Source organism: Bacillus sp. FJAT-29814, assembly GCF_001510715.1.
Classification (GTDB): domain Bacteria; phylum Bacillota; class Bacilli; order Bacillales; family Cytobacillaceae; genus Neobacillus.
In genome coordinates this window covers 43,602-60,789 of the sequence record NZ_LMTJ01000001.1, presented here as the reverse complement: position 1 = coordinate 60,789, position 17,188 = coordinate 43,602, and the positions used below count along the sequence as shown (strand labels likewise).

The 17,188-nt window shown below is 36.9% G+C and carries 22 protein-coding genes; 9 read left to right on the top strand and 13 right to left on the bottom strand.

Going from position 1 to position 17,188, the window contains the following annotated elements; all coding sequences use genetic code 11:
• Positions 1–236: 236 nt before the first annotated feature.
• Entirely contained in the window at positions 237–788 is a 552-nt protein-coding gene (locus AR334_RS00305; protein ID WP_007085796.1) for an NADPH-dependent FMN reductase, read from the bottom strand.
• A gap of 176 nt (positions 789–964) precedes the next feature.
• Positions 965–1,294 (bottom strand): putative quinol monooxygenase, encoded by a 330-nt coding sequence (locus AR334_RS00300; RefSeq protein WP_007085797.1) that lies wholly within the window; start codon positions 1,292–1,294, stop codon positions 965–967.
• A 176-nt stretch (positions 1,295–1,470) separates the two neighbouring features.
• Between AR334_RS00300 and AR334_RS00295 the strand changes: the two genes are divergently transcribed.
• Positions 1,471–1,827, top strand: a complete 357-nt coding sequence (locus AR334_RS00295; RefSeq protein ID WP_007085798.1) for a winged helix-turn-helix transcriptional regulator — start codon at positions 1,471–1,473, stop codon at positions 1,825–1,827.
• Positions 1,828–2,213: 386 nt separating this feature from the next.
• Here AR334_RS00295 and AR334_RS00290 read toward each other — a convergent pair whose 3' ends face one another.
• Complete coding sequence (locus AR334_RS00290) at positions 2,214–2,567, bottom strand: hypothetical protein (protein WP_066303665.1); 354 nt, start codon at positions 2,565–2,567, stop codon at positions 2,214–2,216.
• Positions 2,568–2,907: 340 nt separating this feature from the next.
• On the opposite strand from AR334_RS00290, the gene AR334_RS00285 reads away from it, so the two are divergent.
• Positions 2,908–3,369 (top strand): Rrf2 family transcriptional regulator, encoded by a 462-nt coding sequence (locus tag AR334_RS00285; protein WP_066303659.1) that lies wholly within the window; start codon positions 2,908–2,910, stop codon positions 3,367–3,369.
• 40 nt (positions 3,370–3,409) lie between these two features.
• Positions 3,410–4,078: an NAD(P)H-dependent oxidoreductase gene (locus tag AR334_RS00280; protein ID WP_082692705.1), complete on the top strand. Its 669-nt coding sequence runs from the start codon at positions 3,410–3,412 to the stop codon at positions 4,076–4,078.
• Between the two features lie 317 nt (positions 4,079–4,395).
• On the opposite strand, the gene AR334_RS00275 is transcribed toward AR334_RS00280, so the two are convergent.
• From AR334_RS00275 to AR334_RS00260, 4 genes are all read right to left on the bottom strand, one after another.
• Entirely contained in the window at positions 4,396–4,914 is a 519-nt protein-coding gene (locus tag AR334_RS00275; RefSeq protein ID WP_253701136.1) for an RNA polymerase subunit sigma, read from the bottom strand.
• A complete protein-coding gene (locus AR334_RS00270; RefSeq protein ID WP_066303656.1) occupies positions 4,908–5,123 on the bottom strand; it encodes a hypothetical protein in 216 nt (71 codons plus the stop codon). Before AR334_RS00270 ends, AR334_RS00275 begins: the two co-directional genes overlap by 7 nt.
• A 326-nt stretch (positions 5,124–5,449) precedes the next feature.
• Positions 5,450–5,788 (bottom strand): DUF1801 domain-containing protein, encoded by a 339-nt coding sequence (locus tag AR334_RS00265; protein WP_066303653.1) that lies wholly within the window; start codon positions 5,786–5,788, stop codon positions 5,450–5,452.
• Between the two features lie 43 nt (positions 5,789–5,831).
• Positions 5,832–6,194, bottom strand: coding sequence for a VOC family protein (locus AR334_RS00260; protein ID WP_066303649.1), 363 nt, complete (start codon positions 6,192–6,194; stop codon positions 5,832–5,834).
• A gap of 686 nt (positions 6,195–6,880) precedes the next feature.
• On the opposite strand from AR334_RS00260, the gene AR334_RS00255 reads away from it, so the two are divergent.
• Both AR334_RS00255 and AR334_RS00250 read left to right on the top strand, forming a co-directional pair.
• Positions 6,881–7,795, top strand: coding sequence for an SDR family oxidoreductase (locus AR334_RS00255; protein WP_066303647.1), 915 nt, complete (start codon positions 6,881–6,883; stop codon positions 7,793–7,795).
• Positions 7,796–7,800: 5 nt separating this feature from the next.
• Positions 7,801–8,394: a TetR/AcrR family transcriptional regulator gene (locus AR334_RS00250; RefSeq protein ID WP_066303645.1), complete on the top strand. Its 594-nt coding sequence runs from the start codon at positions 7,801–7,803 to the stop codon at positions 8,392–8,394.
• An 11-nt stretch (positions 8,395–8,405) separates the two neighbouring features.
• Here AR334_RS00250 and AR334_RS00245 read toward each other — a convergent pair whose 3' ends face one another.
• The 3 genes from AR334_RS00245 to AR334_RS00235 form a co-directional block, all read right to left on the bottom strand.
• A complete protein-coding gene (locus AR334_RS00245; RefSeq protein ID WP_066303641.1) occupies positions 8,406–8,645 on the bottom strand; it encodes a hypothetical protein in 240 nt (79 codons plus the stop codon).
• Positions 8,646–8,699: 54 nt separating this feature from the next.
• On the bottom strand, positions 8,700–9,062 hold the full coding sequence (locus AR334_RS00240; protein ID WP_066303639.1) for a VOC family protein: 363 nt from the start codon (positions 9,060–9,062) through the stop codon (positions 8,700–8,702).
• 427 nt (positions 9,063–9,489) lie between these two features.
• On the bottom strand, positions 9,490–10,284 hold the full coding sequence (locus tag AR334_RS00235) for a collagenase (protein WP_172799130.1): 795 nt from the start codon (positions 10,282–10,284) through the stop codon (positions 9,490–9,492).
• 322 nt (positions 10,285–10,606) lie between these two features.
• Between AR334_RS00235 and AR334_RS00230 the strand changes: the two genes are divergently transcribed.
• Positions 10,607–10,894 carry a hypothetical protein gene (locus AR334_RS00230; protein WP_066303636.1) on the top strand — a complete coding sequence of 96 codons (288 nt, stop codon included), beginning with the start codon at positions 10,607–10,609 and terminating at the stop codon, positions 10,892–10,894.
• 507 nt (positions 10,895–11,401) lie between these two features.
• Here the strand turns inward: AR334_RS00230 and AR334_RS00225 are convergent.
• The gene (locus AR334_RS00225; RefSeq protein WP_066303634.1) at positions 11,402–11,899 is read right to left on the bottom strand and encodes a DinB family protein; all 498 of its coding nucleotides are present in this window, start codon (positions 11,897–11,899) and stop codon (positions 11,402–11,404) included.
• A 330-nt stretch (positions 11,900–12,229) separates the two neighbouring features.
• On the opposite strand from AR334_RS00225, the gene AR334_RS00220 reads away from it, so the two are divergent.
• The 3 genes from AR334_RS00220 to AR334_RS00210 all read left to right on the top strand — a co-directional run bounded on the left by AR334_RS00220 (position 12,230) and on the right by AR334_RS00210 (position 15,199).
• A complete protein-coding gene (locus tag AR334_RS00220; protein ID WP_066303632.1) occupies positions 12,230–13,150 on the top strand; it encodes an alpha/beta hydrolase in 921 nt (306 codons plus the stop codon).
• A gap of 127 nt (positions 13,151–13,277) precedes the next feature.
• Positions 13,278–14,075: a Cof-type HAD-IIB family hydrolase gene (locus AR334_RS00215; protein ID WP_066303630.1), complete on the top strand. Its 798-nt coding sequence runs from the start codon at positions 13,278–13,280 to the stop codon at positions 14,073–14,075.
• A gap of 140 nt (positions 14,076–14,215) precedes the next feature.
• Positions 14,216–15,199 carry a metal-dependent hydrolase gene (locus tag AR334_RS00210; RefSeq protein WP_066303629.1) on the top strand — a complete coding sequence of 328 codons (984 nt, stop codon included), beginning with the start codon at positions 14,216–14,218 and terminating at the stop codon, positions 15,197–15,199.
• A 68-nt stretch (positions 15,200–15,267) separates the two neighbouring features.
• Here AR334_RS00210 and AR334_RS00205 read toward each other — a convergent pair whose 3' ends face one another.
• The gene (locus AR334_RS00205) at positions 15,268–16,122 is read right to left on the bottom strand and encodes a patatin family protein (protein ID WP_066303627.1); all 855 of its coding nucleotides are present in this window, start codon (positions 16,120–16,122) and stop codon (positions 15,268–15,270) included.
• Between the two features lie 234 nt (positions 16,123–16,356).
• Entirely contained in the window at positions 16,357–17,145 is a 789-nt protein-coding gene (locus AR334_RS00200; protein WP_066303622.1) for an enoyl-CoA hydratase/isomerase family protein, read from the bottom strand.
• Between the last annotated feature and the right edge of the window lie 43 nt (positions 17,146–17,188).

The following is a 17,188-nucleotide window of genomic DNA, read 5'->3' as shown; positions in this document are numbered from 1 at the left end:
AACGATTGTCAAGATACCTGCTTTATTCAACCTGCCACGTTCGTATTATAAGGTCAGCCAGATATTTCTGGGTGACCATTTTTTATATAGTTTTATCATTACGGTAGCCGGGGTAGAACGTACCTGTCCATAGGAAGAGGATCCCGTTAGCCGCCATATCCACCTTACCTGGCAGACACCTCCTCAGGTAAGCGAAAAGACCGGCCATATTGCGGGCCGGTCTTTTTGTTGTTCATTTAATTTTGTGATTTTACAAAGTCAATAAATGCTTCGACTTTACTGTCCAAGAAATTAAGCGTTCCTTCGTCAACTAATTGGCCTGATTGTTCATCAAACTTCTGATGGGCAAAACCGATTAGTACTTCATTTCCGCCCGGAGGAAGGATTCTTGCTTGAATGCCAGGGGCATCCAGAATTTCACGCAAATGCATTTGGGCACGGACGGTTCCGAGCATTCCCATAGTCGCACCGAGAGCCATGACTGGTTTGCCAATGAAAACCTTATCCACCCTCGAAGCCCAGTCCAAGGCGTTTTTCAAAACACCAGGAATCGACCAGTTGTATTCCGGAGTAATAATGACAACTCCGTCAGCATTTGAAACTGCCTCTTTGAATTCTTTTACAGACTGCGGCGGATTGTTTTCTTCATCTTGATCAAAATGAGGCAAGGAACGGATGTCGGCAATTTCCAAGTTCATTTTTTCTTTGTATCTTTCCTGCATTGTTTTAGCCAGCTGCATGTTATAAGACTCTTTCCTTAGACTTCCTACGAGTACAACAATATTCATCCTTTATTTCCTCCTGATGTATTGGTAATAATTTTTGAAATTAAATTATGTAACACATCGGATTGTTCATCCGTTATTCCATTCAATACGGTTTTATGGGTATCCCTAAGAATAGGGATAACCACACTTTCAAGGCGTTTGCCTTCTTCGGTTAAATGATTAAAGATTCAACGTCATCACGCATTCGTTATATGACTTCCCCATTCGCCCTTCGGTTGCAACCAGCTGACGCTTCTATCCACAATTAAATCGCCCAGTGTTCCTTCGTAATTCTTGCGGTATGGTTTAATAAATTCTTCCGCAAGCCAGCTATCTCTCGTGCCTTGCCATGTTTCATAAATGATCAAGTCATCCGGCTGATCCAGATCGTCCGATACAATGGCGCTAATGAATGCCTTCTCGGATGACATCTCCTCAATAAGGGAAGATAGCTCCTTGCGGAATTCTTCTTTCTTCCCTGGTTTAGCCTTAAAACGAATATTGAGTTGAACTTGTTGATTGGTCATATTGACTCCTCCTATAAATTTTATATTTTGCGGCGATTCCGTTACACCATTCCCCAAGTACTTGAAGAACAACTTACAAGATATAGTATCCTTCAGTAAGCACATTAACGGAAGTACCCACTTTTTTGTGATATAGTAACTAAAAAGTAATAAATGTGGAATGGAGAGGTTTAGACTTGAAAAAATTTAGTTGTGGTTTTGAAGTGACAAAGGAAGTTATTGGCGGAAAATGGAAAGGTCTTGTATTATACTTTTTAATGAATGGACCAAAGAGAACGAGTGAATTAAAGCGTATTGTCCCAAATATAACTCAGAAAATGCTGATTCAAACACTTAGAGAGCTTGAAGACAGTGGACTTGTGAGCAGAAAGATGTATAATCAAGTACCACCGAAGGTTGAATATTCATCCACTGAACTTGGAGAATCTCTTAAACCTATCTTGCAGGAGCTCTGTCAATGGGGAAGCCATTATGCGGAGCAAGAGTATGCAGAAGGTGAATTTGAAATCGCACAACCAGAAGAGGCTTCTTAATGAGGAAACCAGCTTATAACACCTTATATGTAAGGTATTTTATTGTTGTACTAAGATTTGGCCATTTTAATTCGAAGTAGATGGCCTCGACTGATTCTTTAAGACCATTAAAGCTTCCTTAATGTAGTTAAAAACGGGGGTAGCGTCCTTGGAATCCACTTACGTTGAAATCCGAATTTTCCTGACGCTAACCCATTTATTATAGGGATTCTGCCCTGTTGTAACATAAGTAGAACTTCTTTACTTTTTACTACAGGATTACTGGCACGACTATTAGAACAGAAAACAGTTACCAATTAGGTAACTGTTTTCTGTTCTCTAATATAAAATACTGAATTAATCTCACTCTATTTCCAAATGGGTTCTCATTATCTATACAAAAGAAGTCAATTATTACGGTTTTTTTCTCCCCATTCACATAACTGTTCAATAGTTTGATGATACTTTTCGGGGAAATCAGAACTAAATCTTATGGCATCATTTTTGTTTTTTAAGATTATAAAACCATTAGGAGGATGAAGTTTTGTTTTATGCAAACTCATATCTTCATCAAGAGATACCATTACTTCTATATACGGCATAAGAGCTATCCTTGAGCGCTCTTCTTGAAATTTTAAATTTTCTTGATTCTGAATAAAAATCTTTTCATTTTGTTTAATAACCTTCATATTTTGGCTTAATGTTAAGCACACTGCGATTAAGGTTGCTGCCCCTCCAAGATAACTCCCCCAAAACGCCAACCATTCGGCATTACCTAAATCCTTACCTGTATTTAAATCAATATATATAAAAGATATTTAGACCCACAGGGATTAATACAATCAATAATGAAATAGGAATAATCCACTTATTATCTTTAAAAAATTGTCTCATCTATTCTCCTCTGATTTATTATCGATAGTAGTCAAGGTCATAAAAGACAGATTGAATAACGATTTAATTTGTAAAAAACCAATACCTTTTTTTATTTCCGCACTTTTCTCTTTACTTTTTTATTATTGTTTTATAAAATAAGATAAAACAAGATAATCATTGTCTTGTTTATCTTATTTTATACGATATAGAAAAGTGGTGGTTGTTATGCAAATTAAAAATGGATTCGAACAAAGTGTATATGCCATTTGTTTACTTAGTATGTTACCCGCTAAGTCCGTTTTGCCAGGCGAAGCAATAAGTAACCAGATAGGAGCTTCACCGACTTATTTTCAAAAAATATTAAGGAAGCTTGCAGATTCTGATCTAATTGCTTCAGTTCCTGGTAAAAAAGGGGGATTTAAACTAAAAAAGACCCCTAGTGAAATAAGGATATATGATATTTTTCTAGCAATCGAGGGACAACAAGCATTGTACTATTCCAATAATGTTTTAGGAGAAATGGTTCATAAGAAGGACAAAGAAGCATGTGTGCTAAGTGACTTAATGGAAAGAGCGGAAACTTCTTGGATAACAGTCTTAAAAAGTGAGACTATTTCCTCTCTATTTACAGAGTTGCATAAAGAAAAAGAATTGCAAGATTGGGTAAATCAAAATTTAGTCCAATAAACCAACAACCAGAATTAACCATAGAATGGAGAAAATAATCATGAATACAGATTTACTAGTAAAAGAACAAGTAATTAATGCTTTACAGTATAGACATGCAACTAAAAATTTCGATAACAGAAAAAAAATTTCAGAAGAGGATTTTAACTTTATACTTGAAGCGGGAAGGTTATCTCCAAGCTCATTAGGTTTTGAACCTTGGAAATTTTTAATTGTGCAAAATGCTGAATTAAGGGAACGACTAAAAGAAGTTTCTTTGGGTGCAATAAGTCAACTTGATACCGCAAGTCATTTTATAATCATACTAAGTCGCACTGATGTTAGATATGACTCTGATTATATTTTTAAACATATGAAAGACGTTCAAAAGATGCCAGATGAAATTATGGAGTTTATATCCAATGCTCTAAAAGATACGCAAGAAGCCCGTGGAATTATAAACAACGAACGAGCATTATACGATTGGTCTTCTAAACAAAGTTATATTGCTATGGCTAATATGATGACATCTGCTGCTCTTATTGGAATAGATTCTTGTCCAATGGAAGGCTTTAATTATGATGAAGTGGAAAATATCCTAAAAGAACAAAAATTAATAAAAGGAGAAAATTGGAAGCCTTCAGTAATGGTAGCCTTTGGCTATAGAATGGAAGATCCAAAACGCGCTAAAACCAGAAGAAATTTAGATGAAATTATAGAATTTGTATAAAGAATAACTATAAAAAGATAACTAAAGATTAAGGTAACTCCATTTTTGAGTTACCTTAATTATTTTTTTATCACGCCTTTAGCTTAAAAATTGATTTACTAGTCATTATTTAAATCACTATCAAGGAATGAATTTTTTTCTCTTCGCCCCTACCTTTTTTATCAATAAATTGATATATAACTTATTGTCCTTTAACAGTTACCAACTAAATACTGCAAATAACCATCAAAAGAAATTTCTATCTCATCTTTCCCCTTTTATCGAATAAGAAAGAGGCTGCTTTTTTAGCCATATATTTTGAAGTTGTGGTCAATAATTTATTGAATTGGCGAAAAAGCAATTTGCCAAACTCCATTTTCATTCTTTATCATTTGAAAGCCAGATTTGGCTTCTGAGCTATCGCTTGAATCATGCTCAATATATCCCTCATAATCACTTTTTTGCAAGAACCTTCCCATGTCAATGTTCTTGAATCGTATGTGGTTCTGTTCATTCGTGCCTCTATCAGATGCAGGTATTTTTTCATCTTCTTCTTTTGACCATTGCACGTACTCCGGCCTATCAGTATATAAAGCGTATTGTACGTTGTACTTTTTATCGAAACCTGCTTTAACATACAATTTTGCTATACTAATTGGCCCTAATCCCTCTAAACGCATTAAATTCAAATCATTTTGAAAACTTCCATAAGCCTTTTCTTCACTATGTGTCAGTGTAAAAGGACATATTGAAGCAATATTGTCGTCGTTGATTTTAACATTGGGATCTTTAGTAGAGGTATTTGATTTATCCTCTGTCATAAAAAACTCAACATAACCATATCTTAAGTTCACCATTTTAATGTACTCTTTGTTGCCTTTTCTGCTACCCAGCTTTCAACTACATCTTTCTCATAAAGACTATCATACGCTGGTTTATTTACAAAAGATAATTGGTCACCATCACTAATAAAATCTTTTGCAAAATTTCCAACCAATTTTGCAGCCACTTCTTTTGAGATCCTATTATCTTTTAAAGCGAAAGAGTAGTTCTTGTAATGATACAATTTAAATCCACTTTCGTTGAAAGTTATTTGGATATTATGAACAAAGTTATCACTGTTAGGTTCTTTTTTCCTCCAAATGTATAGCGGGCGCTCTCCTCTTTTTTAAAAAATGAATGAGCTGCGTCTATTTAATTATTGCCATTTTTCGGATCTCACAGAAGTTAATTTTCATGGTAGTTTAAGTGAAACTTTTCACAATAAGAGGGAAAAAGCACCTATATACAGAGGTATTACTCTCTCATTTTTCTGTTAAGTCGATAGTGAATAATTAAAAGCAAGGATACTTTACACAAATGGTATCCTTGCTTTTGTTTATTCATATGGAGTTAGAATGAACTGGATGCCTGATCTAGCAACTGGGAAAGCAAATCGTAATCTGGCGAATCACCTTCACGAATTTTGAGCCATTTTCGTTCAGTAGGACCCTCAAATCCCTTAGGGACATCCAGCTCAGAGGCATTCATAATCATAAACGCAATGGCATCCTTGGAAGGAGAAATTACCGCCGCGTATTGCCCGTTCTTCAGGAAATGTGGCTTTTTGTATTGAATCCGCTCTTCGACTTCTGGTATCGTTTTATGGACTAGGTGGCGAAGTCGATTACAAACTTCTACCTTCCAGGGCTGATTAAGACTATCGATAAAAGAGGAGACCTCCTGGTTCATTGCAGCATAGCTCCTTTCGCAAATAACTTCTTCCTAAACTTAATTATTGAGCGTTTTTATCTGGTTGGAATAGGCCAAACAAAAGTCCTTCGGGACCCTGACAGTATGCAACAAATCCACGACCTGGAAGTGTCATTTTTGGATATATCGTTTCTCCGCCATTTTCTTGAACTTTTTCCAACGATTCTTCTAAATTATTTACTTCAATTGTATTAATTACACGAGCTTGACCATCGGGAGAGGGTAAGATTCCACCTGTTACTTCAAGCCCTTCTTCATCCGTAGTTATAAAATTGTATCCGTAATCCCCAAACGGCTCTATCTTCCATCCAAAAATATTTTTGTAAAATTCAATTGTCTTTTCTGTATTTGATACCTGCATTTCAAAGTGGGCTATACGGTTCATATATATCCTCCTTTAGAATGATAATACAATTACCATCATAATCTAAATGGAATAAATTAACAATATTATTATTGCATAGCTTTAACAACATTAACTATCCTTGAACAAAATAGGGCATCAATCTTCTTGCTAGATCAATGCCTCTGTTAAATCTATTTCCTTTTAGATGATTTAAATCCAATGATAATAACAGCAATAATTACGGCGAACCAGATATACCAGGCCATACTTATTCCTCCTCAACTGAATATACGGTAATAAAGCAATTCATTAAATAGCAGCAACAAGGCTGATGCCCTTACAGAGTAATCCTTATTCATTTGCCTAGCCTTTAATGCAAGCAATTCTTCATTAATCAGTTTTATCCTTATTGAGCAAACCTGCCCGTTACTTCTATACCTTCCTAACGGTTCCCTTTCTATAATCAAGGCGATAATTCCTCTAATATGACCGAAAAGGAAGAATTTATTTTGTTATTATCAAGAACCTGGGAACGCTTCTTTTTTGTTGTACTTTATTAAATTAAACGGGAGGTTAGTTGAGGAAACGACACGTCAATTTTTCCGCTTTTTTTTAAAAAAATATTCTAAATTTGCCTATTGATGCTCCCCCAATTATCATTTATAATAACTTTAAATGAATGAATTGTTCATTCATAATTAACAATGTGGAATGGGTTGTGAAAAATGACGATTATCAAGGAGAAAAAGGAATGGGACTTAAAAAATAAATATGTAATGATTACAGGCGCAACAAACGGGATTGGTCTGGCTGGAGCAAAGGCAATTGCTTTAAGGGGAGCGAATTTAGGCATTATTGCTAGAGATAAAGCGAGAGCAGAAGAGATAGCCATTCAAATAATGGAGGATGCAAGCAACCAGATTAAGGTAGATGTATTCATTGCTGATCTTGCCTCTCAAAGGTCCATTCGCAATGCTGCTAAACAAATACTTGAGAGCTGCCCAAAGATTGATGTTTTGGTGAATAATGCCGGGGCATTATTCGATACTTTTCAAAAAACTGAGGATGGATTTGAAAAAACATGGGCAGTAAATCACCTTGCGCCATTTTTTCTAACATCCCTTCTTTTAGACCGTCTGAAGGAAAGTGAATCAGCCAGAATCATTAATACTGCTTCACATGGTCACAAGATGGTGAAAAATGGGCTTGATTTTGATAATGTTAATTCAGAACATCTCTATAGAGGGATAAAAAAGCTATTGGGTGGTCCTACCTTATGTTATGCCCAAAGCAAACTTGCCAATATCCTATTTACATCGGAATTAGCGCATCGATTGGAAGGAACCGGAATTACCGCTCATTGTTTTGATCCGGGACTAGTCTCGACAAATTTCAATCAAAACAATGGATTTTTAGCAAAGGCAACCATGGCTTGCATGAAGCCCTTTTCACGTACACCTGAAGAGGGAGCTGATACATTGGTATGGCTTGTGGAATCAAAGAATGTGTCCGAGTTAAATGGACACTACTGTGCAAACAGGCAAAGTATCGAACCATCAGTTGTGGCTGCTAATAGAGAAACAGCAAGGAAACTTTGGGAAATTAGTGAAGAACAAGTATCGCATGTCAGAAGAGAGTGAAGATCGTGTGTCCATTAAATGATGAACAATTTCAGCAGATTCGTGATGAACGAAGGGAACAAATAAAAAAGGCAGCACTGAAAGTTTTTTCCCGCCGTGGGCTCGTTGGCACAAAAATAAGCATGATTGCCAAGGAAGCTGGTGTTAGTCAGGGGTTAACCTATCGTTATTTTCAATCTAAGGATGAGCTTTTCATTGAATTAGTGCAGGAAGCAATGGAAGAATCGGCTGCAGCTTTTACCGATTTAGAGAATGTAGAAGTATCGCCAACAGAAATCATCAAGACGTTAACGGCAAAAATGCTTGATGAAAGCAATAGACATTCATTTATGATTATTCAACAGGGACAGACCTCGGATGAAGTTCCTGAGAGGGCAAAAGAAATTGCTCAACAATTTTCTACTACTTCTTTTATCGAAAAAGTAATTCCAATCTTTAAAAAGGGACAGGAAATGGGGGAATTTTGTCAAGGTGACCCATTTGCTCTCCTAATGTTCTATTTCTCTGTCATTTCCGGTTTAATGTTGCAACAGACTGGTGAGGCTGAGCAGGATCAAGTCTCAAAAATAAATATCTTAATGAAAATGTTAAGAAATTGATTTAAGAGTGTTTATTCTCTTAAAAACACGCAAAAAGGACCTGAGCAAGGTCCTTTTGTTTTGGACGAATGCTGATTGCTTTCAAAATCACTTTCTAAGTATTTTTCCTTAACTTTGATTTCATCATTAATATCAATCAACTTCTCGCCTAAACCTTCTTTAATAAAAGTATCAGTAATCACAATTCTAAAAAATGAATTTAACCTTTTTATCTCCTCCATTCTTGGCCTTCTTATCTCTACGTTAAGCACCCAAAACTCCTCCTCTCTCCTATTCTCCTCAGCTCCATAAAGGAAAGATTGCTATTAAACTTCTTGTATAAACTCCACCCGATTTCCAAAAGGGTCTCTAAACTCAAATCGTTCAAAATTCGGTATTGTTACTGAATCTATTATTTTTATATCATTTTGTTCCAATACCTTTCTCCAGTAAGATATATCCTCAACTCTATATGCTAAGTGTGCTTTTGTTTTTTCTCTATTAAAACCATCTTCCGTTCCAACGTGTACATCTTTATCCCCAACCTTTAGCCAAAATCCGCCTCGTCCTTTTAGTGATTCAGGTTTTTCTATTTCTGTTAACCCTAATATTCCACAATAAAAGTTTCTTCCTTCCCCTTCAGCACCCTTTGGAATAGTAATCTGAGCGTGATGTAATCCAATTATCATAAAATCTCCTTCCCATTAAATACTTATCTAAGTACTTCTTTTAAGTAAATGTTACTTTATTCAATTTTATAAATAAAATATATTTTTATTATATAAAGTGATAATAAATACTTATATTCCTCCACTCACCTGTTTTGCTACCGTGCTATCGTTCAACTTAACATTTTCCCATCTACCCTGAAAATGTGCTTGAAATACTGTCAACATTACCAGTCAAATAAAATACTAAAAAATAAAAAAAGACCATCGTCACCGATGATCTTTATATTCGCTTTACTCCAATATATCTAGATATATCGTTTCTGTGCCTTTCCAAAAGGAGGATTTTGCAGGTGTTTATAGAATTTGTGAGTCCTTAAGTATACATAGAATATCATTGAAATCCTCAATCAATTCTGAACCACGAACGTAGCATAACTTATAACTTTTAATAGAACGTTTTAAGTGCACCCAAGAAATTAGTTTCAAATTCAGCCATTCCTATATGTGTAGCTTGCATAAAACTTCTATCAAAATCTCCCGTATTATTTGTTTCATTTATAATTTCTTTTACAATTCCAACCCCATATGTATCAATTAAATATTTTATAGTAAAGTAACTTTGTTTATATACATCCATATCACCTTTTGTTCGTGCGGTTTGCCATTGTTCTTGTGTAACAAGCTCATGTAATGGAGCTAATTTGATATCCGAATACACCACATTAGTTTGGTCATTTCCAACATATTCGCAAATCCCCTCCTGGAACCATTGTGGATAAGGGGAAGCCCCTTTAGAATTATTAACCATTCGCGAAAAAATGTAGTGAGTATATTCGTGTAAAATCGACTTTTGAAAATTATACAGCGGGGTTTCCTTCTTTTCTAAAATCGCTTCCTTGTTGTCATACTTAATAGCCAACAGCTTGTCAAAATCAGAATAAAAACCAGCTATGTGTTCGAGCCCGGATAACTCTCTTAATTCATCTTTGTTTTGTACTACGATTAAATCGATAGGTACTTCTTTTACGGCTCCGAACAGTTCCTTGTTTTTGCCCATTGCCCAATCTAATGTTTCTTTGGTAATGGGAATAAGTTCCGAAAAATCATCAGGATAATATACAGAAATATGATGGTACTGTTCGATGGTTCTTTCTTCTTTAAATTGCGTCTCCTTCTCACCATCATAATTTAACGTCATTGCCATCTTAATTGATTGAAAAAACGGTAAATCTTGATTCATTTCCCTTTCGAATATCTTATGGATAAAAACTCCGATTCCTATGGCTAATAACAGTAATAAAACGCTAATTGTTGAAAAAATAATAAGTAGAAATCTATATAATTTCCTCATTCTGCACCTACCAGATGATCTTCCATTTAATTTCACACTGATTCTCTAATTATTCGACAGATTTCTAGGAAATTCCTTCTTGAACTAAACTGCACTTTATCTGAATAAGGACAAAAAAGCTGTTTTCTAAAAGATTGTTGTTTTTGAGGTATTAATTAATTTAAACAGTATAATTGTTTTAAGAAATAAATATAGAAAGTAAGGGATTAATTTGTTTGATAAATTTAAAAAACCATTGCTTGAGAAAGGAAATGTAATTACATTTGAATTAGATGATTGGTACAAATGGTACAAAGAGCCTCGGAATTTTCACAATGCGGTTGTGGCACATCTTGTAAATGAAGGTTGCAAAGTAGAGACAGTTTCAATTGTTGATAAGGTTACTAGTAATAAGATTTCAACCCTAATTATCGATGGAAAAAAATATGAACTAAGTGTACGAAATATGTTGTGGTTAGGTCCGACTCAATCAGTATTCTTGAAAAAAATCGAGTCATAAACAATTATATGAAATATTAGTCTAAAAGACCTTACACGAGGTCTTTTTTTGCTAGCTAAGCATTTCAACTTAAGAAAAGTACATCACTTCTTTAATTTTTCTAAATCGTATACTGCTTTTCATATCCAATTATTGCATTAGGTTCAAGTTTATGGTTCCTCGCATAATTGATATAGTCCATAGCTAACTTTTGAGACCGTGATAATTCTACCAAGAAATTGTTCCTCCCTTCATTCACCTTTTTTACACCTCATTAAACTCAATCCCTAAATGTGTTGTAACATATAAAAAGACGCCTTCTTATTTAAGAAAAGCGCCCGACTGTTCAACAATGAAATATGCGAAAGACCGCCATGCAAATACGTTCTAATTTATTTGACTAACACACCCGTTTAGCCATCTATAAAGCAGGAAAATCACCCGCTTCACCATAGTGAATGTAAATGGCTTCACACCGTCAATACTGCTTCTACGGCTGGGCGAGGAAGGTTGCTGAATGATGGTGCTTTAGGACCAATCAACGCCACCCCAAGAGGATTGCAACTTTCGCAACAGAACAATTTGGCCGATATGATACGAATCGTGCATCATGATATTGCTGAGTAAACGCTCAATAGAGTACCTGTCGGCTGCATACGGAACTTTTAACTTTTCATCGTCAAGGTCCGCAATGACCGTTTTTAATTTATTCATGACTTCATTAAGGCGTTGCACTGTCTGTGCCCACCCAATTTCGTCTTCTGGATTCCCCGGATTTCCAAAGGTTTCTTCATTATTTTCAGCCTTATGCGGATTCTCTGTGCCCTTAATTCGATGGATCACGTCTTCATTACAAAATATCAAGTGGTTGACAATCTGCCAAATCGAATTGCTGATTCCTGAACTAGTCCATGCTGCCTCAGCTGCGTTGACTCCATGAAGCGCCTGTTCCATGGATGCAAACCACTCATTCTCATAGCAATGCATGTCGAGTTGTTCTAAAAACATTTTGGCTACAACTTGCATAAAACCAATCCCCTCGCTGTTTAGTGTAATCTTTCAAAGTGAAAAGACATGAAAAAATCTGCGTATAATCGTTCCTAAAAGGTAAAAACCAACACCAAGTTTTCACTATGACTTATTCGACTCATCCAGTTTATATTCCTTCTACATGTACCTAACCACAATTACTTTTATTTCAAATAACTTTAAGTATTTTTTAAATTAAGAAAAAATAAATTTGATCACTTATAAATTACCACAAATAATCCAAATTAGGACTTTAGGGTTTTCCGTTTTTTGTTTACCGGCATATGATAATGTACCGAAAACTTAAAATGGACAGGAGGAGTTAGGATGGATGAGGAGAAAAAGGAGAAAAAAAGTAAATCCCTCTGGGGGCCGTTGTTGGCAGTACCATTTATATTTTTTCTCCCCCCTCTTAGCATCGGTTTGTATCTAACGCATCCCTTTCCTGCAAAAACGACGAAAAACCCGAAGGATTATGGCATGGTTTTCGACGAAATTGAATTTCACAGCAGAAAAGACCAAGTTAAGCTGGCTGGATGGTGGATTCCCGCCGCTTCAAAGCAAAGCAAAAAAACAGTCATTACAGCACACGGTTATATGAATGAACGTTCCATGAACAGGATTGAAGGACTCAAGCTTGCTCGAATTCTTACGGAACAAGGATATAATGTGTTGATGTTTGATTTTCGAAATGCCGGCAAATCAAAAGGAAGAACAACGGGGTTGGGTTTCTTTGAAAACCACGATTTATATGCAGCGATTGATTATGCCATTCAGAAAAAAAGTCAGAAAAAGATTGCGCTTCTTGGCTGGAGTATGGGTGCTTCCACGGCCCTTATTGCCGGATGCGAACATCCTGGAGTTTCTGCCATCATTGCGGATAGTCCCTTTAGTGATTTAGAGCCCTTTTTAAAAGAAAATCTTTCTTATTGGTCCAAATTGCCAAAAAATCCCTTTACACCAATTATTTATCACTCTATGCGAAAACTTCTTAAAATTGACCCTACTGAAGTGTCTCCAATCAATCATGTTAAGAATGCAAAAGGAAAGTCCTTCCTGTTCATTCACAGTAAAACAGACGAAGCCATTCCATATACCGAAAGTAAAAGTTTATTCCATTCGGTCTCCTCTGCCAATCGTAAAGAATTATGGCTAACGGAAGGATGTCAACACATTCATTCTTATCCTCAGAATAAAAAAGAATATACGCGTCGTGTTGTCCAGTTTCTTGATAAATATTTAACATAAAAAGTGTCAGGTACCTTCCAATATTCTGGAGCTTACTGAAATTCTTTATTTATTCTGAACACTGAATTTACAAGCCTTTAATATTCACATGGTATGATGGGTTTACCAACGAAGGGAGGCAGCATAAATGAATGTGCGTGCAGTATTTATTGATATGGATGGTACACTTCTAACAGCCTCGAACGACATCTCCAGCCGAAATATGGAGGCCATTAATAGCCTCATAAATCAGGGAGTTAAGGTTTTTCTAGCTACTGGCCGTCACTATGAAGTAACCGCTCCCTATCACAAAGAAATAGGATTACGGTCTCCAATGATCTGTTTGAATGGTGCCGCTATTCATGATGCGGTTACTGGGAAAGCGATGCATATGCAAACCGTTCAAGTGGACGAAGCTCGATTTCACCAATTAACAGCCGAAAATCCTTGTAATGTCATTATTCATACCACAGATGGGATCTATTGTAAGGAAACAAATGAAGAAATTGATTACTGGACACAAGTTGGGAAAATTCCTCCACAGTATGTTGGCGATTTAAGACGGGCAGATTATCGAGATGTCCTTAAATATAGTGTGCTAACAGGTGCCCCGAGTCAAAAATTTTCTGCTTTGTTTAAAAAGGAAGCAGAGGTAATCGATTGGAATAATGGATTTGAACTGGTTGCTCATAATGTATCGAAATGGTCTGCGATCAAAAGGTTGCTGCACGCATTTCGAATTAGTCCAAATGAAGCGGTTGCCATTGGAGACGGACCCAATGATATTCAGATGCTTCGTCATGTAGGTACTGGTGTGGCGATGGGGAACGCAAGCAAAGAGGTCAAAGCAGCCGCTGATTTTGTGACTGGATACCACGAACAAGATGGTTTGGCGGACTTTATCGAACGTTATCTGCTTCAATCGTATAAATCCATTGTGATTTAGGTTTATTAAATGACAGGTGATCCCCTGTCATTTTTATTTGGTTACAAAAACAACATATACCTTTTACATTCGATTAATAAAGAAGAAACCATCTCCAAATATAATATAGAGAAAGCCTACATTTTGAGTGGAGTGATGAAATGGATACAACTTCTCACATTATGATGGGGTTAGGATTGGGAGCTCTTGCTCAAATTGATCCTGTTATCGCGAATGATGCTGCCCTGTCACAAGCTGTTGTTATCGGTACGGTCATAGGTTCCAATGCACCTGACTTTGACTTTATTTATCTTGTAAAAGGAAAAGGCTGCTATTACCGAAATCACCGAGCATGGTCCCATTCGATTCTTGCTTTACCTTTGTGGAGTGCCGCCGTTTCAGGTATTATTTTCAGTTTTTTTACCGTACCATCTTTTACCCATCTATTTTTTTGGACCTTCTTAGCCGTTATTCTGCATGTCTTCTTTGATTTGTTTAACGTGCACGGGACACAAGTCCTACTCCCTTTTTCTAAAAAGTGGGTCGCTTATGACTCACTCCCCTTATTCGACCCGACCATTTTTTTCGTTCATGTGCTAGGGTTTGGCCTGCTTCTTTTCTATGAACCTGGAATAACCTTTCTAATTATCTATCTTTTTATTTTCCTATATGTTGGGGTCCGAACACTTTACGCATTTATGATAAAAAGAAAATTAGAGCATCACTTCATTCGGTCCATCCGGATTAAATTGATTCCACGGATGTTCTTGTTTCATTGGGACGTTCTCATCGAGACAAAGGAAGATTTTTTATTTGGGGTCTATACTGATGGAAGCCTGAACATTGAACATACTTTTTCAAAGGAAATCGACTTTCCAGAACTGGTTTCAGATAGTCAAAACCATCCTTCCGTTTCTGATTTTCTGTCCAGCACCCAATATGCTTATCCCTTTGTCCGGTCTTGGAAAAATGGATATCTCATCTATTGGAAGGACCTCCGTTTTCGCACAAATAAATTTTTTCCCACTCTTGCGATTCTGTTTATTTCCTCTGATTTCAAGATGAAGAATTGCTATATCGGCACCTTGTATTCCTTGAAGCAATACAAACAGGTTGTCCGAAAACTTAAAAAAAGTGGGTTCTGATGGCAAATTAATAAATTAAAAAAGTGCCAGTCACCTCATTTCTGGAGAGTGCCTGGCACTTCATTTTGTTATCCGTTCTTCGCTAAAAAGCTTTCTAGCCTATTAAACTGTTCCTGTGCGTCTTTCATACCCAATTCGTAAAGGCGCTCTAATCGTTCCTTGTTGCGTTCCACTCTTCCGACCGGCATCTCCATGCTTGGTCTAATCACAAACAAGTTTCCTTGCTCTTCTTGTCTATGAATATATTCTAGGGTTTGATTATAGTGTTTGTATCGTACCATCAACAGGTCATTAATTTTAGGATGCTGCTTGTACTTGAAAATAGAAGACATCTTACTTGGCGGCTGTTTAAAATAGCCCTGTGGTTTGGTTAAGATAATTACATTTTTTCTATATCCATCGTTCTCCGCCTTTTTGATCGGAATAGGGTCCACAATCCCGCCGTCTAAAAGCTGCCGATTTTTGTATTCCACACTCGGCGCTACAAAAGGCAATGAGCTTGATGCTCTCAAGAGTTTAGTCAAATGTTCACTTTGGTGCTCTTTTTCAAAATAAACAGGTTCCCCTGTTTCACAATCCGTTGCGACAATCACGAATTGCTCAGGACCATTGATAAAGGTATCCATGTCAAAGGGTACCAATTTATTGGGGATTTCATCAAACAGAAAGTCCATTCCGAACAGTTCCCGTTTTTTTATAAAATTCGATAAGGATAAGTACCGTTTATCCGCGATGTAGCCGAGATTTACCTCTTTGTTACGTCCTGCTTGTCTTGAAAGATAGGAAGCCCCCATACAAGCTCCAGCAGATACACCGATTACGTACGGGAAGTATAGATCTTGACTCATAAAATACTCAAGCACTCCAGCCGTATATAATCCACGCATGCCGCCGCCTTCAAGAACTAGTCCCGCGTCTGTCATCTTCCATTCCCTCTATTCAATTTAAGATTCTTTCTAAAAAATATGGTATCAAAAATATGAGCTATTTGTAACTGATAAGCATTTCATTGAGATTGGTTTAGAAACTTCTTGCTCCAGTTGGACGACGAGGGTTCAAAAATGAAAATAAAAAGTGCCAGCAGAAGTAATAATGAGGGTGCCCGGCACTTTCCAGCTTTCGTACATTGGAATGGTTCAATTAATCCAGAGATTCACCTATTCTCCGCGGAATACAGGCTTTCTTTTCTCGGCAAAAGCAAGAACCCCTTCCTGAACGTCTTTAGTTCCAAAACATTGTTTAATAAACGCGAACTCTTGTTTTAAAATCGTTGTAAGAACTGTATCAGGGCTTGCAGCTAGCAATCTCTTCGAAAGCGTCATCGCAATTGGCGGTCCTGCTGCTAATTCCCTGGCAAAATTCATCACCTGTTTCTGTAATTCTTCAGCTGGAAATACACCGTTCACCAATCCAATTCGTTCCGCTTCCTCTGGGTAAATGTCCCGACCAGTAAAAATCAATTCGGCCGCTTTTGCCTGCCCGACCAACCGCGGTAAAAAATAACTCATTCCCGCATCAGGGCTGAGACCGCGGCGAATATATCCTGTTGTAACCCTTGCATCCGCAGACATGAACCGGATGTCACAAGCTAGAGCGAGGGCAAGTCCTGCACCAGCCGCAATCCCATTAATGGCAGCCACAACCGGTTTATCACAATGAACAATCCCCAATGCTTGATGTCCCACCCAACCCAATTCATCTAATTTCTGATGACGTGATTGAATTTCCTGATTTTTCGTCGTGTAATCGGTCAAATCAAGACCTGCACAGAATCCTCGTCCACTGCCGGTAATGACAATGACACGTACCTCATCGTCAGCAGAGGCTTCTGTAATGGCCTGAATAATCTCATGACTGAGCGTATCATTTACAGCATTCAGACGCTCAGGTCTGTTTAGTGTTAGTGTACGAACCCCATCTTTCGTTTCAACAATAATATGTTTCATCTTTTTATTCCTCCTTACATTTTCCTCAAAAAATCCCGAGTCA